Here is a 19,852-nt window from a genome sequence, read left to right as displayed (position 1 = left end):
TTTATTTAAACATTTTTAACTATTTCGATAAAACCTTCATCTGCATTAACGATTATGTAATCACCCGTTTCAATAATTTTAACTGGATCTATGTCAAAATCTGTCATCATAGGTTGTTTCATAGTCATGGCTGCAAAAATACCATATGAGATAGGTTCTGTGCAAAGCATTGCCAATGGATTAACTCCATATCTCTTGGTATGACCATACATAACGAAGCCACCTGATCCTCTTACATAAGGAAATACCAATATTTTATCTTTTAGAGGTACTTCATATAAGGGATGATCCCTTTCTACGGTGAAACCTTGTTTTACGTTTACATTACCCCAGCCCATTAATGGCATTTTAGAAACTAAGGCTTCTCCTTCAACTTTCCCTGGGTAAACAGTTCTTCCTTTTATGATGATACTGTCTTTAGTTTCACTCATTTCAATTACCTCCATTCCCCTCTCCATTTTCTAGTAACGGCAGCATCAATACATTCTTTCTGAGAACCATACCAAATCTGCGGTTTTCGTGGATACAAATGACCGGACATGTAATAGTTTTGTTTGGTAGCATCCATTGCCATGACACTGTATGGGTACAATTCTCCCCGAAGCTCACCAGCACATGTACCAGACATAAAATGCGCTCCCGATTTCTCAATAATATCTTTTAACCCCATTTTTTCTGCCATAGAATATACTTGGGGACTTGTCATTACCCATAAATCTGCTTTGACTTTTCTACCATATAAATGACGCGCAGCTTGTTGTACTTCTACGATATTATAATGTGGACATCCAAGAAAAACAAATTCTACATTTTCATCTGACGCATAATTTACCAAATTGTAAACTCTTCGTAAATCTTCATCAGTTATGTTCATCTCTTCTTGAGGTTTTTTTCCTTTAAATGCTTCTTCTAAAGATGATGCTTCTGGCGTGACTCCAGGAATGTGATACATTCTTACCTGTCCTCCTGTTGCTAAACTAGAATTCATTTTGACTAACTGACTAACTGTTGGCTTTCCGATTCCCATAAAAGCAGGCACCTTCATTCCAAGCTTTTCTGACACTGCCCATCCAAACAGGTCATAATCCATATCCCTCTCCAATTTAGTTTCACACGTTACTAGAACTGTGGCGGCTCTATTTTCATCTAAATGTAAGTCATATTTCGGTACCTTTCCCAAATACGCCGTTTGAAAACAACCATCAAAGTTTCCTTTTGCTCCCAGTACCGCATTAAGCCATGGAATAGCGGAACTTTCTCCCCATGAACAATGTTGCCCAGCTGTTGGCCAGTAGGAAGCAGTCAAGTAATAGTCACATGAAAATGTTGGAATCATACCCATCTGAAATAGCGGTTCCATATCTTTGAGCCTTTGTTGACAATATTCTTGATCTCCGCTAGGCCAGGTTCCGCAACCTTCGCATCCATCTATAATAAAACCAGGAGTTGGCTTATTAGAAAAAGTTGGTACCTTAAATTGTTCCCCTCTTTTTGCAGCTTCGTATATTTCTTCTTCTGGTATTCTGTAATCAGGAACCCAAGTAGGATTCCCACCTGGATGTATGTCAACTGTTCCATCTATATCGACTAAGCACTCTGCACCTGCTGCTTCTCCATAAGCCACAAGAAATTCCATACATTTAGCTGCTAGATATCCTTGCTTTCCGTCCAATATGCTTTTTTCTTCATCATTTAAATACATTCTTCAACACCTCACCCGAATTAATTTTTTCTTCACTATATAGATCCAATACACAACTCCATCTCACATTTTGACATTTCATCCTTTACTGCCTCCAAAACAAGTGGATCTTTTATTCCCCAGACCACCGAAGGTAAGAAACCTCCATTTTTTCCACACACTTCCATAGTATATCGGACGGATTTTCTTGCTTCTTCTACTCCTACATCTGGTCTAGATATGATCTGTCCATTAAAGCAACCTCTTAGGATTAATTTATCTCCAAAATTTTCTTTGATATATTCTAAATCATTGCAAGATTGGATTTCTACCATGTCTACTCCAATTTCCACTAAATCTTGAATAACTGGTGTGACATGACCACAGGTATGCTGTTCATAGTACATTCCTAATTTATGGCATTCATCAACTAATCTCATCACATGAGGTTTAATAAATTTCCGCCACATATCAGGTTTGAAAAACATATTTAGGTTGGTTCCCCAATCGTCATGTTGACTGTAAACATCGGGATTGTAGTACTTTTTAACTCGATTAATGATTTCTAATTTTGTCTGTGTCAAAGCTTCAAAGAATTCCATTACATCCTCTTCAGATTCATAAAAAGATATAAGTGCATCTTCAAAACCTACTATACTGTATAACCGTTCGAAATGGCCGCTTTGCACTTTAATCATTTGGAAATAATTTTCTCTGTCCCAAACAGAGGTTACCGATTTTGCATGTTCTTCCCAATCATATAAATTCAGTTTTGGCATAATGTCTTTTTCCTTCCATTCTGAGATATCATTGAGACGTTTAAAACCCTGAGTTACAACTTGTGTCCCATCTTTTTCTTTGGTCCAATGAACACCAAACCAATCATACCCTCCTTGTGGTTCATGACTGTGTTCCCAAGGCACAAAATCTAATTGTATTCCATTTACAGGAAAACGAGGAGGGCATTTGTGCTCTAAAACACATTGTATAATATCTCTTTCTTTGGTCACCATTAAATAATCATCTCCTTTTCATTGTAAATTTTATCAATCAATATTGCTTGATTGAATATTGTATCTTTGCATCTAATTATAAAGTTTAAAACTACGCTTAGCAATTCGAATACTCTCAAGATATATGCATTTAAAGAATAAATCCTTTTTTATGCTTTAAATACAATTTGACACGTAATCTTTTAAATTTTATAATAATATTAAGTTGCAATTTTTGTGCAATTTAATAAGCATGGGAAGTAGGGATTGGATGTACATGATGATTGAATTTCTAAATTTTTTTTTATCCTTGTCTGAAACATTGCATTTTTCTACCACCGCAGAAGAAATGCATATATCCCAACCTACCTTATCAAAAAATATGATGACTTTAGAAAAAGAATTAGGTGTCATACTATTTCATAGAACTACGAGAAATGTTAGCTTAACCAGAGAAGGCGAGAATCTCATTCCCTATGCAAAGAAGGTTGTTGAATCTTATAATGATATGAATGATTATCTCCAAAAATACTTGGACAACAAAAATTCATTGATAAATATTATCTCATTGCCTGTCATGCATTTATATGATCTATCAAGTCTTATCATGGAATATAAAAGACAAAATTCAGACATTAATTTAAAAATTGCCGAAGAGGATATAAAAACAATTATTAAGAAGATTTATGAAGAAAATGCAGATATCGCAATTGTTAGAGAATTTTCTATGAAATACCTGAAAAATTTTATAATACATCACACTATCGAAGATGAACTTAGTGTCATTTGTAGCAGAGATCACCCTTTAGCTTCACAAAAAAACGTAGATTTATCTCAATTAGAAAATGAATCCATTATATTAATCAACAAAGGTGTGGAAGAATACAAACAAGCTCTTGCACCTTTTGGCTTTGAAAATTTATTAAGCGATAACGTTGTTGCCACAGTTTCTTCTACTTCTGCACTCTTTCAATTTGTTTGTTTGAAGTTCGGTATATCTGTATTATCTAAAAGCCTTTGCAAAAGCATCACTTCTGAATACGATAGCAATGAAACTATAGTAATTGTACCCATTCACGAAAGACCTCCCTTTTCAATTTACATAGGTACACCGTTTGAACATCCTTCTAAAGAAGCCAAAAGTCTTATCAACTTTATTAAAAATAAAATGAAAACATAGTTATTATCGAATTGTTTATCTCTAGCTTCTTACTCAAAATTAAGATCTATTACTCAAAGTATTAAAACATTAGGAACTAATATGCATCGCCGTGTTATATCACTCTTGCTGATAATTACTTTTTAAACGTTTTTTATCTGCATACATCAATAGATCAATATCATGAAGAAGATCATGGACGTCATGATCTTCTTTCAGATAAAAGACATCACTACCTATAGCAACATCGAGCTTATACAATAATTCCTGCTTAGACTGTAAAAGTTTAGTTCTAAATAGGGTTATACCTTTTTCATACGCTTCCATTTCAATATTCCTTATAATACAAACAAATTCATCTCCGCCTAGTCGATAACACTCTCCTATTATATCAAAAGCTTCCTTTATATATTGATAACATCTAATTATTGCCTTATCACCTTCTTGATGACCATATTGATCATTAATTAATTTTAGGCCGTTAATATCTAGAATTACTAAACGAAAATCTTTTTTAGCAGTATTTATAAGTTTATCAACATCCCTCTCAAAAGCCCGTCTGTTTAGTCCACCAGTAAGCATGTCTTTGTAAGCAAGTTTTCGTAAGATTTCGGTTTCCTTCTCTTTACCTATTAATTCATCAATATAATGACATGAATCAATTGCAAGCAAACCAAAAAAAACTATAATTCCTACTCTAATATATGACGATGTCATAACAAAATTTTGACTATAGAACTGAATGATTTCAAATATAATTAAAACAGCGAACACACTCAAATATAGGAGAAATTTTTTTGCTTTAACATTACCATGGTGTATCACTTCTTTAATCAAGAGGAAAATAATGAGCAATGCAGTCAAAAATATAAGACTATTTGTCACCTGAATTGTCTGAAAAAATATAAGAACCCCTATTAGCTGAAGAAATAAACTGATAATAAAATCCAAAGAAAATATAAAAACTAAAATTTTACATAGCTTTCTATATCTCATCAAAACTGTATCTCTTAAATACAATATTAGAAGGATAGGCATAATTGTAAGCAACATATAACTAATGCCGCCAAGAATAAAACGATTCCCTGTAAAAAACTGCAATAGCCTTGCTTCAGATAACATCCACAAACTTATTGAGATAGCAAACAATCCTAGATATAGGAGTCTATTATCTCCTATATTATATAAGAAAAAAGAAATAATAATAGCTACTACTCCTAATAAAAAGATCAGCATCCAAGTTATAAGCCCTATTTGCTGACTAAATAACAAGTCATATATTAGAGAATCTCCTCTTCCATAGAAAATAGAGTTAACTAATCCCGAAAAAGCCTTGACAGGCGAATTCATCACTAGTGTAAGAGTCTTTCCTTTCACATCCTCTGGCAATTCCACAAAATGCCAGACACTTGCTTCTGGACTCGTCAATATTCCAGATGACGGTTTTTTACTTGCGAAAATTTCCTCTCCATCAATGAGTACTTTCAATGATTGCATCGACGACCTAATACGAAGTTTCATATAATTGGGAAAATCATCTTCAAATACACGCTCAGCTATATAAGTTTCATTTGGTATTACATCAAATTTAATTGGTAAGTCAACATCACTAGCAACTTTTTCTTTAGATATAATGCTCCAATTTTGATTCAAATCATATATAGGACTCTGATATATTCGAAGATTTTCTGATGGTAATATGTAAGCTAATATACTTATTATTAGAATTACACCCGCAATTGCCAAATAAATCAATTTATTATTTTTCTTATGTATTTGACCCATGTCTTCTACTCCTTATCAGGCTTCAGATATTTTATAGTCACAAATAACTTTAAAATATTTACCAATGTAATTCAATAAAAGCTGTTACTTTTGAAAAAGTAATTGTCCTGTTAATGCGGGATAAAGTATTCGTGATACCATAAGAGCATTGGTTTTTCCAATGCTCTTAATAATCTAAATCTATCTTCTAATAATCCCTCCAAAGACAATTTTCCTTGGATATTTATGTTATAATTATACATATTGTACTAACATTAATCAATACTAGAATTTGCTATTATTACTTCGAGAACCCCTTTTTAAGTTTACCTCTTTCAGCCTTATTTGTACGGAATGATTTTGTTTTATATTTCAACATTATGTTTTGATTTTTTTAGTACAGCAGGTCGCTGTGGGCAGCGACCCCTACCAGATATTATGATATGAAATTAATCTCAAACCGTATTTGTCCCAAACCTTATTTGTTCCAAACCGTAGTGGTCGCTGCCCACAGCGACCATAATAACAAATCACAAAATAGATTACCCCACATACTGGTCGCTGCCCACGGCGACCATAATAACAAATCACAAAATAGATTACCACCTGTAGTGGTCGCCGCCCACGGCGACCATAATAATGAATAACGAAAAAAATAAATACATTACTCACTTTTAATGATATATAAAAAAAGCTTGGATCCCCCTATTTATAAAGGGGATCCAAGCTTTTTTATTCTTCACAACTGCAGAATTATACTAACATTAAGCAATACTAAGCTTAGGTATTATTACTTCGAGAAACTCTTTTCGGGATGTTTGATATTAATTTTGTTCTCTACTTATCACATTCATCGTGATGTTGATGTTCACGACATACAGATCCTGTAGATTTTAAAGTACCTTTTAGATATGCTTCTGCCGCTTCTTTAGCATCACCACTTGCCCCAACAATTACCTCAATACCTTTTTCATTAAATATCTCAATAGCGCCACCACCCATGCCTCCTGATATAATTACATTTACTCCTATATCATTGAGGAAATTTGGCAGGAATCCTGGTCTATGACCTGGGTTTGGTATGGACTCACTCTTTACTACTTTGTCCTCTTCGGTTTCGAATATATTAAAGTTGACACAATGTCCAAAGTGCTCTGTCACCATTAAATTTTCACTCGCTACTGCAATTTTTATCATTTTATTTCCTCCATTTTTTCTATAATTTCTACAACAGGTTCAAGCCAATTTCCATCGTAAAGCTCTATCATCCCTTTATCACAAGCTGCTGATATTTTTGGATCAATTGGTAACTTAGCAAGAACCTTTAAATTGTGCTTTTCAGCAATCTCTTCAATATGACTATCTCCAAATATCTTGTAATCCTTATTATTATCAGGACATTTAAAATACGACATATTTTCTACTAAACCTATAATTGGAATATTCATCATTTCTGCCATTCTTACTGCCTTGGATACAATCATTGAAACAAGTTCCTGGGGAGAAGTTACTATAATAATACCATCTACTGCTATGGACTGAAATACAGTTAGTGGAACATCTCCTGTACCAGGCGGCATATCTATAAACATAAAATCAACATCACTCCATATAACGTCGGTCCAGAACTGCTTTACTGTTCCTGCTATAATTGGTCCTCTCCAAAGGACTGGGTCTGAGTCGTTTTCTAATAGAAGGTTTATAGACATTATATCAATACCCGTCTTACTCTTAATTGGGTACAATCCAAATTCACTTCCTGTAGCTTTACCCTTTATACCAAATGCTTTTGGAATAGAAGGCCCTGTTACATCAGCATCAAGTATGGCCGAACGATAGCCCATCCTGTTGATTGCAACGGCAAGCATAGATGTAACTAGTGACTTACCAACACCACCTTTACCACTTACAACTCCTATTACTTTCTTAACACTGCTTAATTCATGGAGTTTTTCGGAAAAATCCATCACCTCTTTTCTTTCATCACACTCTTCTCCACAACTGCTACAACTTTCATTACAATTTTCACTCATTTAACTAACTCCTTTGTATTCAAATTTTAAATTGCTCCCTAAATCCTCAGAAACTAATGTGTTTCCAATACGGTTTTTATTATCATGCTTCATACCTGTTTATTTCTCCAAAAATTAAATCCATTGTCTTGTTAAAAACTTCTCTTACTGCTCGCCCTGATGAGCATTCCATTTCCACAATAGTTAGACCCTTGTTGATTGCTTTAACTGCATTAGAGTCAAAAGGTATCTTGCCTGCAAATGGAATACTTTTCTCTTTGCTATATTTCTCTATCTTTCCTGTATTAGCGAGATTTATATTGTATTTATTGATACACAATGCTGTCTTCGTATGAAATGTCTCCGCAATTTTTATTATACGTTCCATATCACTAATACCAGATATGGAAGGCTCTGCAACTATTAAAACCATGTCAACACCGCTAATAGATGCAATAACAGGACAACCAATTCCTGGAGAACCATCAATGATTGCAAGCTCAGCATCCACATCAATTGCGGTCATCTGTTTCTTAACTTCTGTAACTAGCATACCGGAAGTACCGCTACCCATCTTAAGCTGTGCCGTTGAAAAGGCTTTATCCTCATCTAAGTAGAGCATCAGTTCTCCCGCTACAGATGGTTTTAAAGTAACCGCTTCAACAGGGCAAAGAGCCTCACAAACTCCGCAGCCTTCGCAATCAAATGGATTCACTTTATACACATTATCTATATCAATAGCATCGAACTTGCAATTTTGTTTACACTGATCACATTGAATACATACATCCTTGTTAATCTCTGCTTTAGGCAATCCATAATAATCTGTTCTTTTCGGCTCCACAAACTGATTCATAATTAGATGTAAATTCGGTGCATCAACATCGCAATCTGCATAGGCATTAGCATCAGCAAGCTTGATAAAAGCACCAGCAATTGTAGTCTTTCCTGTACCACCTTTGCCACTAAGAATTAATAACTGTTTCACGCTGCACCTCCTTCATCACAGTCTGAAGTAGTATACAAAACAAGTCTTTATATTTCTCGCTTTCTCTGACTGAGATCAAAGCATTCGAATTAATAGTTCCAAGCTCATTGTCAAAGGGAATCTTCCCAAGTATTTGGATACCATTGTCTATACAGAACTTCTCTGAAGGGTTTTCTCCCTCAAGGCATTTATTGAGAACTACTCCATATGGTTTGTTAAATATTTTCACCAAGTCGTTAACCATTTTCAAGTTATGTGTACCAAAAATAGTAGGTTCTGCAACAAGAATACAGTAGTCTACATCTTTTATACTTTCCATAACAATGCAGGCGCTCCCAGGCGGACAATCAATGAAAGTATGATTTTCATCTTTATTCACGTCGTTCAAAAGTTTCTTGATAATCGGAATTCCAGAAGCTTCTCCTGTATTCATAATACCTGATATGACTGTCACATTCTCTGAAACACCCTTTTGAATTTCTCCAATAACTTTATCTCTTTCAAATAAAGCTTTCTCAGGGCAAAGTAAAACGCATCCCCCACATGAATGGCAAACCTCTTCAAAAACTAAAAATTTAGTACCTATATAAGCCAAAGCATTAAATTTACAAAAATCAACACATTTTCGGCAGCCATTACAAAGTTTTTCATCTACATATGGGATCTTAATAGAAATTTTTTCCGACTGAATTTTCTCTGGTTTAAAGAAAAGATGACCATTCGGTTCCTCAATATCACAGTCAATATAGACTACTTCATTTGCTGCTGCAGCCAGATTGACAGATACCAGAGTTTTACCTGTACCCCCTTTACCGCTTAACACAGCTATCTTCATATTATTTGCCTCCATGCCCATGAAACCCAGGATGAATTTCATCGAGCAATGACAATTTCCCTTCTATAAAAGTATTGATACTACTCTCTATCGAATCTTTAATCGTCTTGTATATTTTGATATTTGCTGCTTTAATTACCACTGCAGCATTTTCACCGCATCGTGGCGTAAGTAAAGCTTCTACTTTAGTATCTACAACAGTCTGTGCTGCTTTTATTCCTGCACCACCTTGGCTTGATGCCGCGCTATTAACTAAAAAAAAACTTTCCTTTGTGTCTGTATCATATATAAGAAAATACGGTGTTCTTCCAAATGATATACACACACTGCTTTCCATGGTTTTATCCTCTACTGGTATTGCTAACTTCATCAGGTATCCTCCTCATTATCATATTGTTCAGATTCTATAAAATTTCTTCCACATCTATTTCTTCTGCATCTCCCACAACTGTTCACCCGTTCATTTTCGCTGTAAAGTTTATAGTCTCCTCCCTCAATTTTTAGTATGTTTCCATTGACTAAGGATTCCGCTATCTTACTTCTTGCGTCTTTATAAATATTCTGTACCGTAGCACGTGCAACTTGCATCTTTTCAGAACATTCCTCCTGGGTTAATCCTTCCAGATCTATAAGGCGAATAGTTTCATACTCTTCAACTGTCATTATAATAATTTCATTTTCTATATGTGATCCGTTAAGTGGACCATACAGGTTGCTCTCTGGCAAGCAACATACTTTTCTCCATTTTCTTGGTCTTGGCATTACTATTTCACCTCTTCTACTTTAATTACTTTCTGTTCATTGTCATCCCACACTTTGGGCACTTCAGACTTGTACAAGGTACTCCACGCAGGTGTTTTGCAATTTCTCCACAGTTTGAGCATTCACAATAAGCTTTTAAACCTGCAATTGCAGAACCTCTCATTCTTCCCCTACCAACTCCTCTTTCAACTTGTCTAGTTATACTAGCACACCCGCCTGCTCCAACTGAACCTGTACCATCTTTTCTTGGCATATCAATTCCTCCAAATAGTTTTTGGCATATGTTATTTATGGTTTTATTATATATCTTTCTTGGCATATGTCAATAACTAAATTCAAAATTATTACATCCTTCACTGACTTTTTCGATAAGAGCACTACTTAAGTAAAAAAGATTATTAATTAAATAACGAATCATATGATATATACGCATTTAACTACATATACTTAGATAACAATATATGTAGTCTTGGATTATTAAAATGTATACAAAGTCCAGTACTACATAGTAAAAAAGGGGGGTACCAAAATGAAAAAAACTATAAGTCTAATATCACTATTACTTGTATTCGTTTTAATAATGGCTTCAGCAGCCTGTACAAAATCAGATGAAACTAATAAAATCACATCAATGAAAGCTGGAGAGTATGTTATTGATGTTACTGGTATGAATGAAATGAAAGTTAAAGTAACTTTGAGTGAAACAGCCATAACAGCAATCGAAGTTGTTTCTCATAGTGAAACACCAGGAGTATCTGACGAAGCTATAAAAGAAATTCCGGTAAAAATAGTTAACGATCAAAATATAGGCGTTGACACTATCTCAGGAGCTACATTAACTAGCTCTGCAATTATTAATGCAGTGACTACTGCCATTGAGGAAGCTGGAGGTGTAGTTAGTGAATTTGACCTCTCAGAAACTACGGAAAGATCTGATACAAGTGATGTCCGTCCAGCATTAGGCACAGCAGAATTGCCATCCTCTTGGGATATGACATACGATGTAGTAGTAGTGGGAGGAGGTTTCGCAGGATTATCTGCCTCTTATGAATCAGCAACATCAGGTGTAGAAACTCTTCTTATTGATAAAATGCCTGTATTAGGAGGCAATTCTCAAATTAATGGTGGAGTATATGCTTCTTACACTAGTAAAATTGCAGAAGAACTATATAAAAAGTTAGATATAGAACCTGATACTGTTGAAAAACATATCGAAGACACCATCGCAGGCGGAGACTATATGAATGACGAAAAGTTAGTAAAAAACATGGCTTATGGAGCTCCATACTTTCTCGACTTAATGCTAGATAATGGCTTAGAAGTTAGAGAATCTATCACTCGTCCAGGAGGCCATTATGGCTATCGTACCTACACAACAATTAATGGTGTAGGCGCAGATATAGTTGCAGTTCAAAAGAAAATTTTAGAAGATACCTCTGCTAATGTAATGTTAAATACTGAATTAGTCCAAATCTATCGTGACACTACTGAAGATCAAAGAGTAGTAGGTATTCGAGTAAAAACTGATGAAGGATTCAAGAATGTTAAGGCAAATAATGGCGTTATCATTACTACTGGAGGATTCAGTGGAAATATTGAAATGCGTTCAAAGCATGTTCCAAGTCTTACAGATAGCATTCCAACTACTAATCACGTTGGTGCAACTGGTGAGGGTATACTAATGGCTCAAGAAGTTGGAGCTAATACCAAGCACATGTCCTTTATACAGCTATATCCTTTTGCAGATCCTAATAACGGTGTACTTGATGCCACAGCAGTTATTCCCTTTAGTGGACCAAGTTCAGGAATAGTTTATGTAGATGTAAATGGAGAGCGTTATGTCAATGAAGGAGAGCGTCGAGATGTTTGTGCAAGAGCTGCTCAAGAAAGTGGAGGTTTCCCAACTTTTTCTATATTTGGTCAAGAAATAGTTGAAAAAGGTGGATTCATCTCAGATGCTCAGTTAGCTGGAGGAATAGAATCAGATCGTATCTTTAAAGCAGATACACTTGAAGAATTAGCAGAAATGATAAATGCTCATAGTTATATGGATAACAAAATAGATATGTCTGCTAAAACACTTGTAGATACTATTAAAACCCATAATGGTTATGTAAAGGCTGGCAAGGACCCTGACTTTAATAAGAGTATCGATAAAGGTGTAATGCTAACAATTGAAAGTGGACCATATTATGCAGTTCCTCAATGGCCTTCAGTTCATCATACAATGGGCGGCTTGACAATTAATGAAAAAACCGAGGTACAAGATATCTGGGGTAATGTTATTCCAGGCTTGTACGCAGCTGGTGAAGTTACAGGTGGAGTACATGGTACTAACCGACTTGGATCAAACGCTATCCCCGACGCAGCCGTACATGGAATCATCGCAGGTCAAGTTGCAGCTAAAGGAACAGTACCTGATTTTGTACCTAAAAACTAAAATGTCAAAATAGTCATCCGTTATCCAGAGGAGCTTCAGCGACGTGGGATCTTATTCCTAGCATACAATCGCTGATAGTTCCTCTTTTTTGTCATATAAAAGCACTAAGACAGAACAATGCCTTATATAACTTTCACAGATTTTTTAATTGCATAGTCTCCAAGTTCAGAAATTCCGCCGGCCATAGATATACTTTTGAAAATTTCTATTTTATTTGCTATTTTCCACCATGATCCAGCGAGAACAGTTACTTTAGTATCTAAAAATGCATCTGGAAACATTGGTGTCGACGAACCAAGCATAACAATTTCCCTTACATTTGTACATATATCTAACAGGTGATCAATGGTCCCATTAATCATAGTTGTACCACTGATCATGACGATATCACATGTAGGAAGTAGTACTTCTTGTCTTTCCATCGGTAGTATCTCTATTGAAGAACCTTTTTCAAAAAAACCTGTTTCAGAAATTCCTTTATCAAATATATACATATCTTTCACGCAAGATTTCAACCTTTTAGCAACAGGCTTAATGTATCCAATCATTCCTAATCTATCAGTTTCTTTAAACGTGATACCAAAAGGCTTATGTAGATCTTCACTATCTATTAAATCTTGACTTTGAGATGCAGCACATAAAACAGCTATACCAATACTCTTTTGCAAAACATCATTTCCATTTAATGCCCAATTAGCTATTTCAAAAGCATTTTTCCCAATTACTTCTTGTCCATAAGTAAATATAGAGCATCCTGCGCTTAGATTTTCTCTAAGCATATATGATACACCTACACTTCCATTACTTAGTTCTATGCCTATTAATGAAATGCCAACAACTATATCTTTCACTTTATGATCCATTAAATAAATTTTTGATTTTTCTAAAACCCTTTCAATTAACATATCTTACCTCCTATAAAATTCCTTGAGCAATACATGCCATACGACCTAATTCTTTAATATTCAGAACTTTTATCTTAGATCCATATAATCCATACAAAAATTCTTCATTTAGTATATCTCGACTTTTTCCTGAAATCAGATTTCCTTCATCTCTAAGCACTGCAACCTGATCGTCTAGAATAAAAACATGATCAGGATTATGAGTAGTCATTACGATACCATAATCTTCTTGCGCTAGATCATTAAGAATTTCTAAAAGTTTCATCTGATTACCCATATCCAAATGAGAAGCGGGTTCATCCAAAAGAATAAAAGATGGCTTTTGAGTAATCACTCTAGCAATAGCAGCCTGTTGACGCTCTCCTCCACTAATTTGCATAATGGATTTATGTGCAATATGTTCTAATTTTAATTTCTTTACTGCGCACCATGCCCTATCATATTCTTCTTTTTTTGGTTTTTGAAATACTTTCATACTTGGAGCACAACCAGTAACAATATAGTCAATAACACTATAGTTAAAAGCTGGAACGATAATCTGTGGTACATACCCTATATTTTGAGCAATCTCACATTGTGTCATAGAAAGATAACTTTTCCCATCAAAAAACACATCTCCTTGACTTGGTAAATATAGACGAGCAATACATCCAAGCAAGGTTGTTTTTCCTACTCCATTAGGCCCTAAAATTGAAAGTACTTTACTCTTATTTATAGTAAAATTCAAGTTGTTAAATATACTCTTTCCATTTGGATAATTAAAACCAAGATTTTGTACAACTATATTCATATAATCCCTGCCATTCTCTGTTTCCATAATAACCATGCGTAAAACGGTGCTCCTATAAGTCCTGTAAGAATGCTAATTGGAATTTCAACAGATGTTGCTGCTCTGGCAAGTGTATCTATAATTAGCATAAACAATCCTCCCGACAGTAAAGTAACAGGAAATAATTTACTATTATTAGAGCCTATTAACAAGCGACCAAGATGTGGAATAACTAAACCAATCCAACCTATTGTACCACTTATGCTTACAGCACTTGCGGTTAAAAAACTTGCACAGATAATTGTTATCGCTCTATAAAAAGTAATATTCATACCTAATGTTTTTGCCTCTTCTTCTCCAAAAGATAAAATATTGATTCTCCAACTTAATGCTAAAAGTATCGCAATACAAACAATGAAAAAAGGAGATATAGCTACTAACTGAATTCGATTTATAGAAGCAAAACTACCCATTTGCCAAAAAACTATTTCTGCTAGTTGAGTCTCAGGATCTGCTATATATTTTAACAAACCTAAAATGGAGGACATAAATCCTCCTGTTATAATACCTGCCAAAACTAAAGCCATATTTGTATTATTTCTTAAAATTTTAGTAATCGTAGTACTAATCAGTACAGCAAACATTCCCATAATAAAAGCTGATACTTGAATCATTATCATCCCTGCTCCAAGAAGAATAGCTAAAGCCGCACCCACTGTAGCTCCTGATGACACACCTAAGAGATCAGGAGATACAATAGGATTTTTAAAAATTCCTTGGTAGACAGCTCCAGAAAGAGATAGTGCTGCTCCAACGAGTATGGATGCAATAATCCTTGGAAGACGTATAATAAACAAAACATCATGCATTGATGAATCTCTTGGCACTACACCTCTAATCGTGTCTTCAATGCTTTTAATTACATCTAAAGGATTCATACTGTAACGACCTAAACTAATGGCTAGAAGAAAAACTACAAGCAATGATCCAAGTAATAAAGACACGACATTTTTGTACCTTTTACCTTGTAAATCATTCATTCCTAGTTAAGACCTAACTTTTCTGCACTAAATGTAGTGCCATAAACAGATTGATAATATTCATCTACATCTGTAATTAAATCATTATTAGAATATAAATCTGGATGCATATTATTAAAAGCCCAACATAGACCTAATGATGCTGAAGCTGTAGGATAATCCCACGGTTCTAAAGAACTTGGAAATACATATACTTTTTTGTTTTGAACCGCAGAAATATTTGACCATTCTGAATCATTTAAAATATCCTCTACAGTATAATCTGCATATGATGGAATGTATATAATTTCAGGATTCCACTTTATGATTTGTTCAATATTTACTTCAGTCCAAAGTTCATCTGATTGAAATCCTTCCGTCACATTAGTTCCTCCAGCAGTTTTAATAATTTGATTTTGTAACATTGCATCAGTACTTACCTGTGTTTTTGAACTTCCAGATAGCATAATTACTGAAGGTTTATCTGCTACTTGTTCTGCCAAATTAGTGATTTTGTTAATCTTTTGATCAAATAATGAGATAATCTCTTCTGCTCTTTCCTCATTACCTAGTGCTTGTCCTACAATAGTAAGTGCATCTTTAATAGAGTCAAACTTTTCTACTTCAAGAGCGATACATGAAACTCCAATATCCGTAAATTGTTGGATCTGATCTTTAAATCTTACAGGCAAAAGTACAAGATCAGGTTTAACTGTCAGTACAGTTTCCATGTTTATTTCTTTACCTTTACCTATTTGAGTTACATCGTTTATTTCTGGAGCAATTTCATCATAAAGTCCAAAAGCTTTATCTTTTTTACCAAAACCGGCAATTTTCGTACCGCCGCCATCTACAACTACTGCCATATTCATGCTTGGATTATGAGTCCCAACAATTTTTTCTGCTGCCTTTGGAAGTTCCACTGTCCTACCTAAGTGATCTGTAACGACAATTTTAAAATCTTCTGACTTTTCAACAGATGTTTCTCCTGTAGATGCCTTTTCAGAATTATTTGTACATCCCATCAATAATCCCAAAATCATAAAGCTCATTAAAATAATACTTAAATTTTTCGTTCGTTTATTCATTGTATTCCTCCTTTTTTTTATTATCATAAGATAATATCAAAGTATTAACTGGCATTTACAAAAAATAAAAAATGCCAAACTCCCAACAGAGGTTGACAAATAAATCTCTAAAGGCACACCTTTAAAGATAGTCGAACTCTCCTTTCCACAATGGGAGACCATGTCGTTTCCAACATAACCCTAACGTCTGTATATTCATAGGTTTACCCGTAGATTTTACAGATTCGGAGTAATATGTAATCGTTAATACAATGTCATATTATCATGAACTAAATAAAAAGTAAATAAATTATTAACTTAATATGTGAAAATATTCCCAAATTATAAAAAAGCCTACTGTTTTTAGTAGGCTTTTTCGTCAAAATCTATCTTATTAATCGTTTATAACAATAATTCTAAATGTTTCTGGTTTTACTGCATCTTCAAATGCTTTTTGAGCATCATTAAAATTATATACTTTTGATATTAATTTTTCAGGATTTACAATTCCCTTCGAAATCAACTGAACTGATTGATGGAAAGAATTAACACTTGGGCTTACAGCTCCTGTAATAATAGCTTGAGATTTATGTAACCAATTTGGGCTAATTTCAACTGGATTATCTGGATGCATTGAACTATAGTATACTAGCCTACCCAAATATCCAACCATTTCTAAAGCTTGTTGTGCAACTGCTCCAATAGGTGTAGTATTAAATACTACGTCTGCTCCTCTTCCTTGAGTTAAGTCTTTTATTATTTGTACCGTGTCCTCTTTCAAAGGATTTATTGCTATATCTGCGCCTAGTTCTAACGCTAACTTTCTTCTAGCTTCGTCTGGCTCACTAATGATTACATATGCACCTCTTAATTTACTAAGGATAACGTGCATCATACCCATAACACCACCGCCAATAATTACTACATCATCCCCAAATTTGATTTTCCCTTGATCTATACTATTTACTACACATGCTAGCGGTTCTGCAAATGTGGCATGTTCAAAAGAAATATCGTGAGACATTATATATATTTGTGAGGCATCTACTAATAAGTACTGACCCAAACCTCCTGTCCCAAATATTTCCATTTCATTATCTTCTAAATTATTCATTTCAACACAAAGATTTTCTACACCATTTCTACAATAGTAGCATTTTCCGCACACATTAATTAATCGTGCTACAACTTTTTGTCCTATAGGAAATTGGATGGAATCTAACTTATCTCCTATTTCTTCTATCACACCTGAAATTTCGTGACCACCCACAAAAGGCAATGGCATATTATTCTCTCTTGTAAATGCTCGTTGTTCCCAAGTACATAACCCGCACGCTTTTATATTTATTAAAACTTTTTTTCCTTTAGCAACTGGTTTTGTAACACTTGCAATTTCTACTTTTTTTTCATCGATTATTGCTACCACGTTCATTTTTTCACTCATGTTCTTCCCCCATTTTTCCATAATAAAATTTTAGAAATAATTCTTTTAATACTTTCTCATTTACTTCTTTAGGTGCTAATAGATTATTGGGATCCTTCATAGCTAATTTGACATACTCGTCAATATGATTTAAATAACTTTTTTCGTCAATAGCGATTTCCTTAAAACATATTGGCATCTCAATTTTATTATAGATATCAAAAATTATATTAACTAATTTTTTTTGTTTTTCTATATAATCTCCTTGAATCCCTAAGCGCGTTGCGATTTTTTCATAAACAGGTTGAGGTATTAAATATTCCATAGTATATGGTAAAAGCATACCTGTCACAAGACCATGAGGCAAATTAAAATCGCCTCCTGCATAATCCATTCCATGAGCCATGCCAGTAATGCTATTATTAATTCCCATTCCTGCTATAGTAGCTGCAATATGCATCTTTTCTCTACTTTCTTGGTTACCTTCGACAGATCTCTGTAAGTTTTCAATTATTTCTACTGCAGCACATATTGAATTCATTTCAACAAAAGGTGATGCGATTTGTGAGACTGCTGATTCAATAGCGTGGGCTAACGCATCAACACCAGAATAAATTACAACACTAGCAGGCAAACTCTTTAATAGATCGAAGTCAAGAATTGCTTTAGTTGGAATAATTTCATCAGACAATATTAAGTTCTTTCTCTTATCTTTATCTTTTACAACTGCCGCCGATGTAGTTTCAGATCCTGTCCCGCTAGTTGTAGGAATTGCTATTAACGATACTTTCCCAGTGAATTTTTCAATCTCATTAGGCGAAAATATATTATCCCATGTAGACTCAGGCAATTCACTGAATAACCACAATACTTTTCCAGCATCTATTGTAGCTCCTCCACCAATTGCAACAATAATATCCGGATTATATTTTTGTATTTTACTAATATAAGGGTCTAACATATCTATTGAAGGTTCTTTATCAATATTACAAATTAAACTATAATCACAGCCTTTTAGTATTTCATTAAATAATTTATCTTTTAAATTTAGTGCCTCAATAACTCTATTATCTACAACTAATGCAATTCTCTTGTCTTTGTATTCTCTTATGTAATTTATACTGCCTTTACCTAATATGTAATTTGTATTATTATATTTTTGGAAATTCATTGTAGTCCTCCTAAATTGCCTATATTTATTAAGAGTGCCGATTCGACACTCTTAATATAAATCAAATCATCGTTTTAAGAGCTTGTTCAACTGTAAAGTCATTATGAACTATTGAAGTAATCGCTGCACAAATTTTTTCTGGATTGTCATGTCGCCATATATTTCTTCCCATAATGACACCTTTTGCTCCGCAGTCAAGAGCATCTTTAACTAGTGTTAGTATTTCTTCATTTGATTTAGAGTTTCCTCCCCCTAATATCAATACTGGCTTATAACAACCGTCTATAAGTTCTTTAAAACTCTTTTTATCTCCTGTATACTCAGTTTTGATAAAATCCAGTCCTAGCTCACAACCTATTCTACTAGATAACTTTATATTATATGCACTTCTTAAATCCTCAAATTTATCAAATTCAAATCCTCTTGGCAGCATTTCTGCGCCAACTGGGATATTCCATTTAGCACCTTGTGAAACTAAACTAGTAATACTTTTCATACTTTCTCTTTCATTTGTAGCACCTGGAAAGCCCATACATAAAACCCCATCTGCCCCTAAACGCACAGCATCTTCAACTGTATACATTAATTCCATAGGATTATTAGAAACATTTAGCTCACTAACCATTCCATCCATTCTTAATAGAAGTGCAGTGTTTCCTATCTCTTCAGCAAATGTAACTGCCATTCCATATGTAACTAAAAATCCATCTACTCCACCTAATCTCGCTTTTTTTATAATCTCACCAGTTTCATTTAATTCAGGTAAAACATTTACACCTCCACCATGATCCATAGCTAATATAAAACTTTTACCATCTTGTCTAAAAATGTTATTCATTCTTCTTTTCATTGTAGTACCTCCAAT

General features: G+C 34.2%; 20 protein-coding genes and 1 riboswitch. Of the genes, 2 read left to right on the top strand and 18 right to left on the bottom strand.

All coding sequences use genetic code 11. The features are described 5' to 3' along the window. Positions 1 to 5: 5 nt before the first annotated feature. From GC105_RS07565 to GC105_RS07555, 3 genes are read right to left on the bottom strand one after another with little or no spacing between them, the layout of a single operon-like run. Entirely contained in the window at positions 6 to 431 is a 426-nt protein-coding gene (locus GC105_RS07565; protein WP_193708325.1) for an aconitase X swivel domain-containing protein, read from the bottom strand. Between the two features lie 5 nt (positions 432 to 436). Beyond that, positions 437 to 1,702: an aconitase X gene (locus GC105_RS07560; protein ID WP_152803309.1), complete on the bottom strand. Its 1,266-nt coding sequence runs from the start codon at positions 1,700 to 1,702 to the stop codon at positions 437 to 439. 35 nt (positions 1,703 to 1,737) lie between these two features. After that, positions 1,738 to 2,694: a uroporphyrinogen decarboxylase family protein gene (locus GC105_RS07555; protein ID WP_152803307.1), complete on the bottom strand. Its 957-nt coding sequence runs from the start codon at positions 2,692 to 2,694 to the stop codon at positions 1,738 to 1,740. 250 nt (positions 2,695 to 2,944) lie between these two features. Between GC105_RS07555 and GC105_RS07550 the strand changes: the two genes are divergently transcribed. Further along, complete coding sequence (locus GC105_RS07550) at positions 2,945 to 3,853, top strand: LysR family transcriptional regulator (protein WP_193708324.1); 909 nt, start codon at positions 2,945 to 2,947, stop codon at positions 3,851 to 3,853. Positions 3,854 to 3,952: 99 nt separating this feature from the next. On the opposite strand, the gene GC105_RS07545 is transcribed toward GC105_RS07550, so the two are convergent. From GC105_RS07545 to GC105_RS07510, 8 genes are all read right to left on the bottom strand, one after another. Beyond that, positions 3,953 to 5,617, bottom strand: coding sequence for a sensor domain-containing diguanylate cyclase (locus tag GC105_RS07545; protein ID WP_152803303.1), 1,665 nt, complete (start codon positions 5,615 to 5,617; stop codon positions 3,953 to 3,955). Between the two features lie 816 nt (positions 5,618 to 6,433). Further along, positions 6,434 to 6,793: a NifB/NifX family molybdenum-iron cluster-binding protein gene (locus tag GC105_RS07540; protein ID WP_152803301.1), complete on the bottom strand. Its 360-nt coding sequence runs from the start codon at positions 6,791 to 6,793 to the stop codon at positions 6,434 to 6,436. Then, a complete protein-coding gene (locus tag GC105_RS07535) occupies positions 6,790 to 7,629 on the bottom strand; it encodes an Mrp/NBP35 family ATP-binding protein (RefSeq protein ID WP_152803299.1) in 840 nt (279 codons plus the stop codon). Before GC105_RS07535 ends, GC105_RS07540 begins: the two co-directional genes overlap by 4 nt. An 82-nt stretch (positions 7,630 to 7,711) precedes the next feature. Then, positions 7,712 to 8,596 (bottom strand): ATP-binding protein, encoded by an 885-nt coding sequence (locus tag GC105_RS07530; RefSeq protein WP_343029984.1) that lies wholly within the window; start codon positions 8,594 to 8,596, stop codon positions 7,712 to 7,714. Next, positions 8,574 to 9,431 (bottom strand): nucleotide-binding protein, encoded by an 858-nt coding sequence (locus GC105_RS07525; RefSeq protein WP_152803297.1) that lies wholly within the window; start codon positions 9,429 to 9,431, stop codon positions 8,574 to 8,576. The genes GC105_RS07530 and GC105_RS07525 overlap by 23 nt, the downstream gene beginning before the upstream one ends. A gap of 1 nt (position 9,432) precedes the next feature. Then, positions 9,433 to 9,801 carry a NifB/NifX family molybdenum-iron cluster-binding protein gene (locus GC105_RS07520; RefSeq protein WP_152803295.1) on the bottom strand — a complete coding sequence of 123 codons (369 nt, stop codon included), beginning with the start codon at positions 9,799 to 9,801 and terminating at the stop codon, positions 9,433 to 9,435. Continuing rightward, entirely contained in the window at positions 9,801 to 10,193 is a 393-nt protein-coding gene (locus GC105_RS07515) for a DUF134 domain-containing protein (protein WP_152803293.1), read from the bottom strand. The genes GC105_RS07520 and GC105_RS07515 overlap by 1 nt, the downstream gene beginning before the upstream one ends. 25 nt (positions 10,194 to 10,218) lie before the next feature. Further along, positions 10,219 to 10,446: a hypothetical protein gene (locus GC105_RS07510; RefSeq protein ID WP_152803291.1), complete on the bottom strand. Its 228-nt coding sequence runs from the start codon at positions 10,444 to 10,446 to the stop codon at positions 10,219 to 10,221. 276 nt (positions 10,447 to 10,722) lie between these two features. Here GC105_RS07510 and GC105_RS07505 point away from each other — a divergent pair, with 276 nt between their 5' ends. Then, on the top strand, positions 10,723 to 12,633 hold the full coding sequence (locus GC105_RS07505) for a flavocytochrome c (protein ID WP_152803289.1): 1,911 nt from the start codon (positions 10,723 to 10,725) through the stop codon (positions 12,631 to 12,633). Positions 12,634 to 12,755: 122 nt separating this feature from the next. Here the strand turns inward: GC105_RS07505 and GC105_RS07500 are convergent, their stop codons facing one another. The 7 genes from GC105_RS07500 to GC105_RS07470 form a co-directional block, all read right to left on the bottom strand. Further along, positions 12,756 to 13,538: a Rossmann-like domain-containing protein gene (locus tag GC105_RS07500; RefSeq protein ID WP_152803286.1), complete on the bottom strand. Its 783-nt coding sequence runs from the start codon at positions 13,536 to 13,538 to the stop codon at positions 12,756 to 12,758. Between the two features lie 10 nt (positions 13,539 to 13,548). Then, positions 13,549 to 14,328 (bottom strand): ABC transporter ATP-binding protein, encoded by a 780-nt coding sequence (locus GC105_RS07495; RefSeq protein ID WP_193708323.1) that lies wholly within the window; start codon positions 14,326 to 14,328, stop codon positions 13,549 to 13,551. Further along, positions 14,325 to 15,347: a FecCD family ABC transporter permease gene (locus GC105_RS07490; RefSeq protein ID WP_152803282.1), complete on the bottom strand. Its 1,023-nt coding sequence runs from the start codon at positions 15,345 to 15,347 to the stop codon at positions 14,325 to 14,327. The genes GC105_RS07495 and GC105_RS07490 overlap by 4 nt, the downstream gene beginning before the upstream one ends. A gap of 2 nt (positions 15,348 to 15,349) precedes the next feature. Next, complete coding sequence (locus GC105_RS07485; RefSeq protein WP_193708322.1) at positions 15,350 to 16,414, bottom strand: ABC transporter substrate-binding protein; 1,065 nt, start codon at positions 16,412 to 16,414, stop codon at positions 15,350 to 15,352. A 122-nt stretch (positions 16,415 to 16,536) separates the two neighbouring features. After that, positions 16,537 to 16,656, bottom strand: a riboswitch (molybdenum cofactor riboswitch). Between the two features lie 131 nt (positions 16,657 to 16,787). After that, positions 16,788 to 17,837 (bottom strand): zinc-dependent alcohol dehydrogenase, encoded by a 1,050-nt coding sequence (locus GC105_RS07480; RefSeq protein WP_152803278.1) that lies wholly within the window; start codon positions 17,835 to 17,837, stop codon positions 16,788 to 16,790. Further along, a complete protein-coding gene (locus tag GC105_RS07475; protein WP_152803276.1) occupies positions 17,830 to 18,987 on the bottom strand; it encodes an iron-containing alcohol dehydrogenase in 1,158 nt (385 codons plus the stop codon). Before GC105_RS07475 ends, GC105_RS07480 begins: the two co-directional genes overlap by 8 nt. 61 nt (positions 18,988 to 19,048) lie before the next feature. Next, positions 19,049 to 19,837, bottom strand: coding sequence for a class I fructose-bisphosphate aldolase (locus GC105_RS07470; protein ID WP_152803274.1), 789 nt, complete (start codon positions 19,835 to 19,837; stop codon positions 19,049 to 19,051). Between the last annotated feature and the right edge of the window lie 15 nt (positions 19,838 to 19,852).

Origin of the sequence: Alkalibaculum sporogenes (assembly GCF_009362815.1) — a bacterium.
Lineage (GTDB): Bacteria > Bacillota > Clostridia > Eubacteriales > Alkalibacteraceae > Alkalibaculum_A > Alkalibaculum_A sporogenes.
The sequence above is the reverse complement of the archived record's forward strand: the minus strand, read 5'-3'. Positions and strand labels throughout refer to the sequence as shown.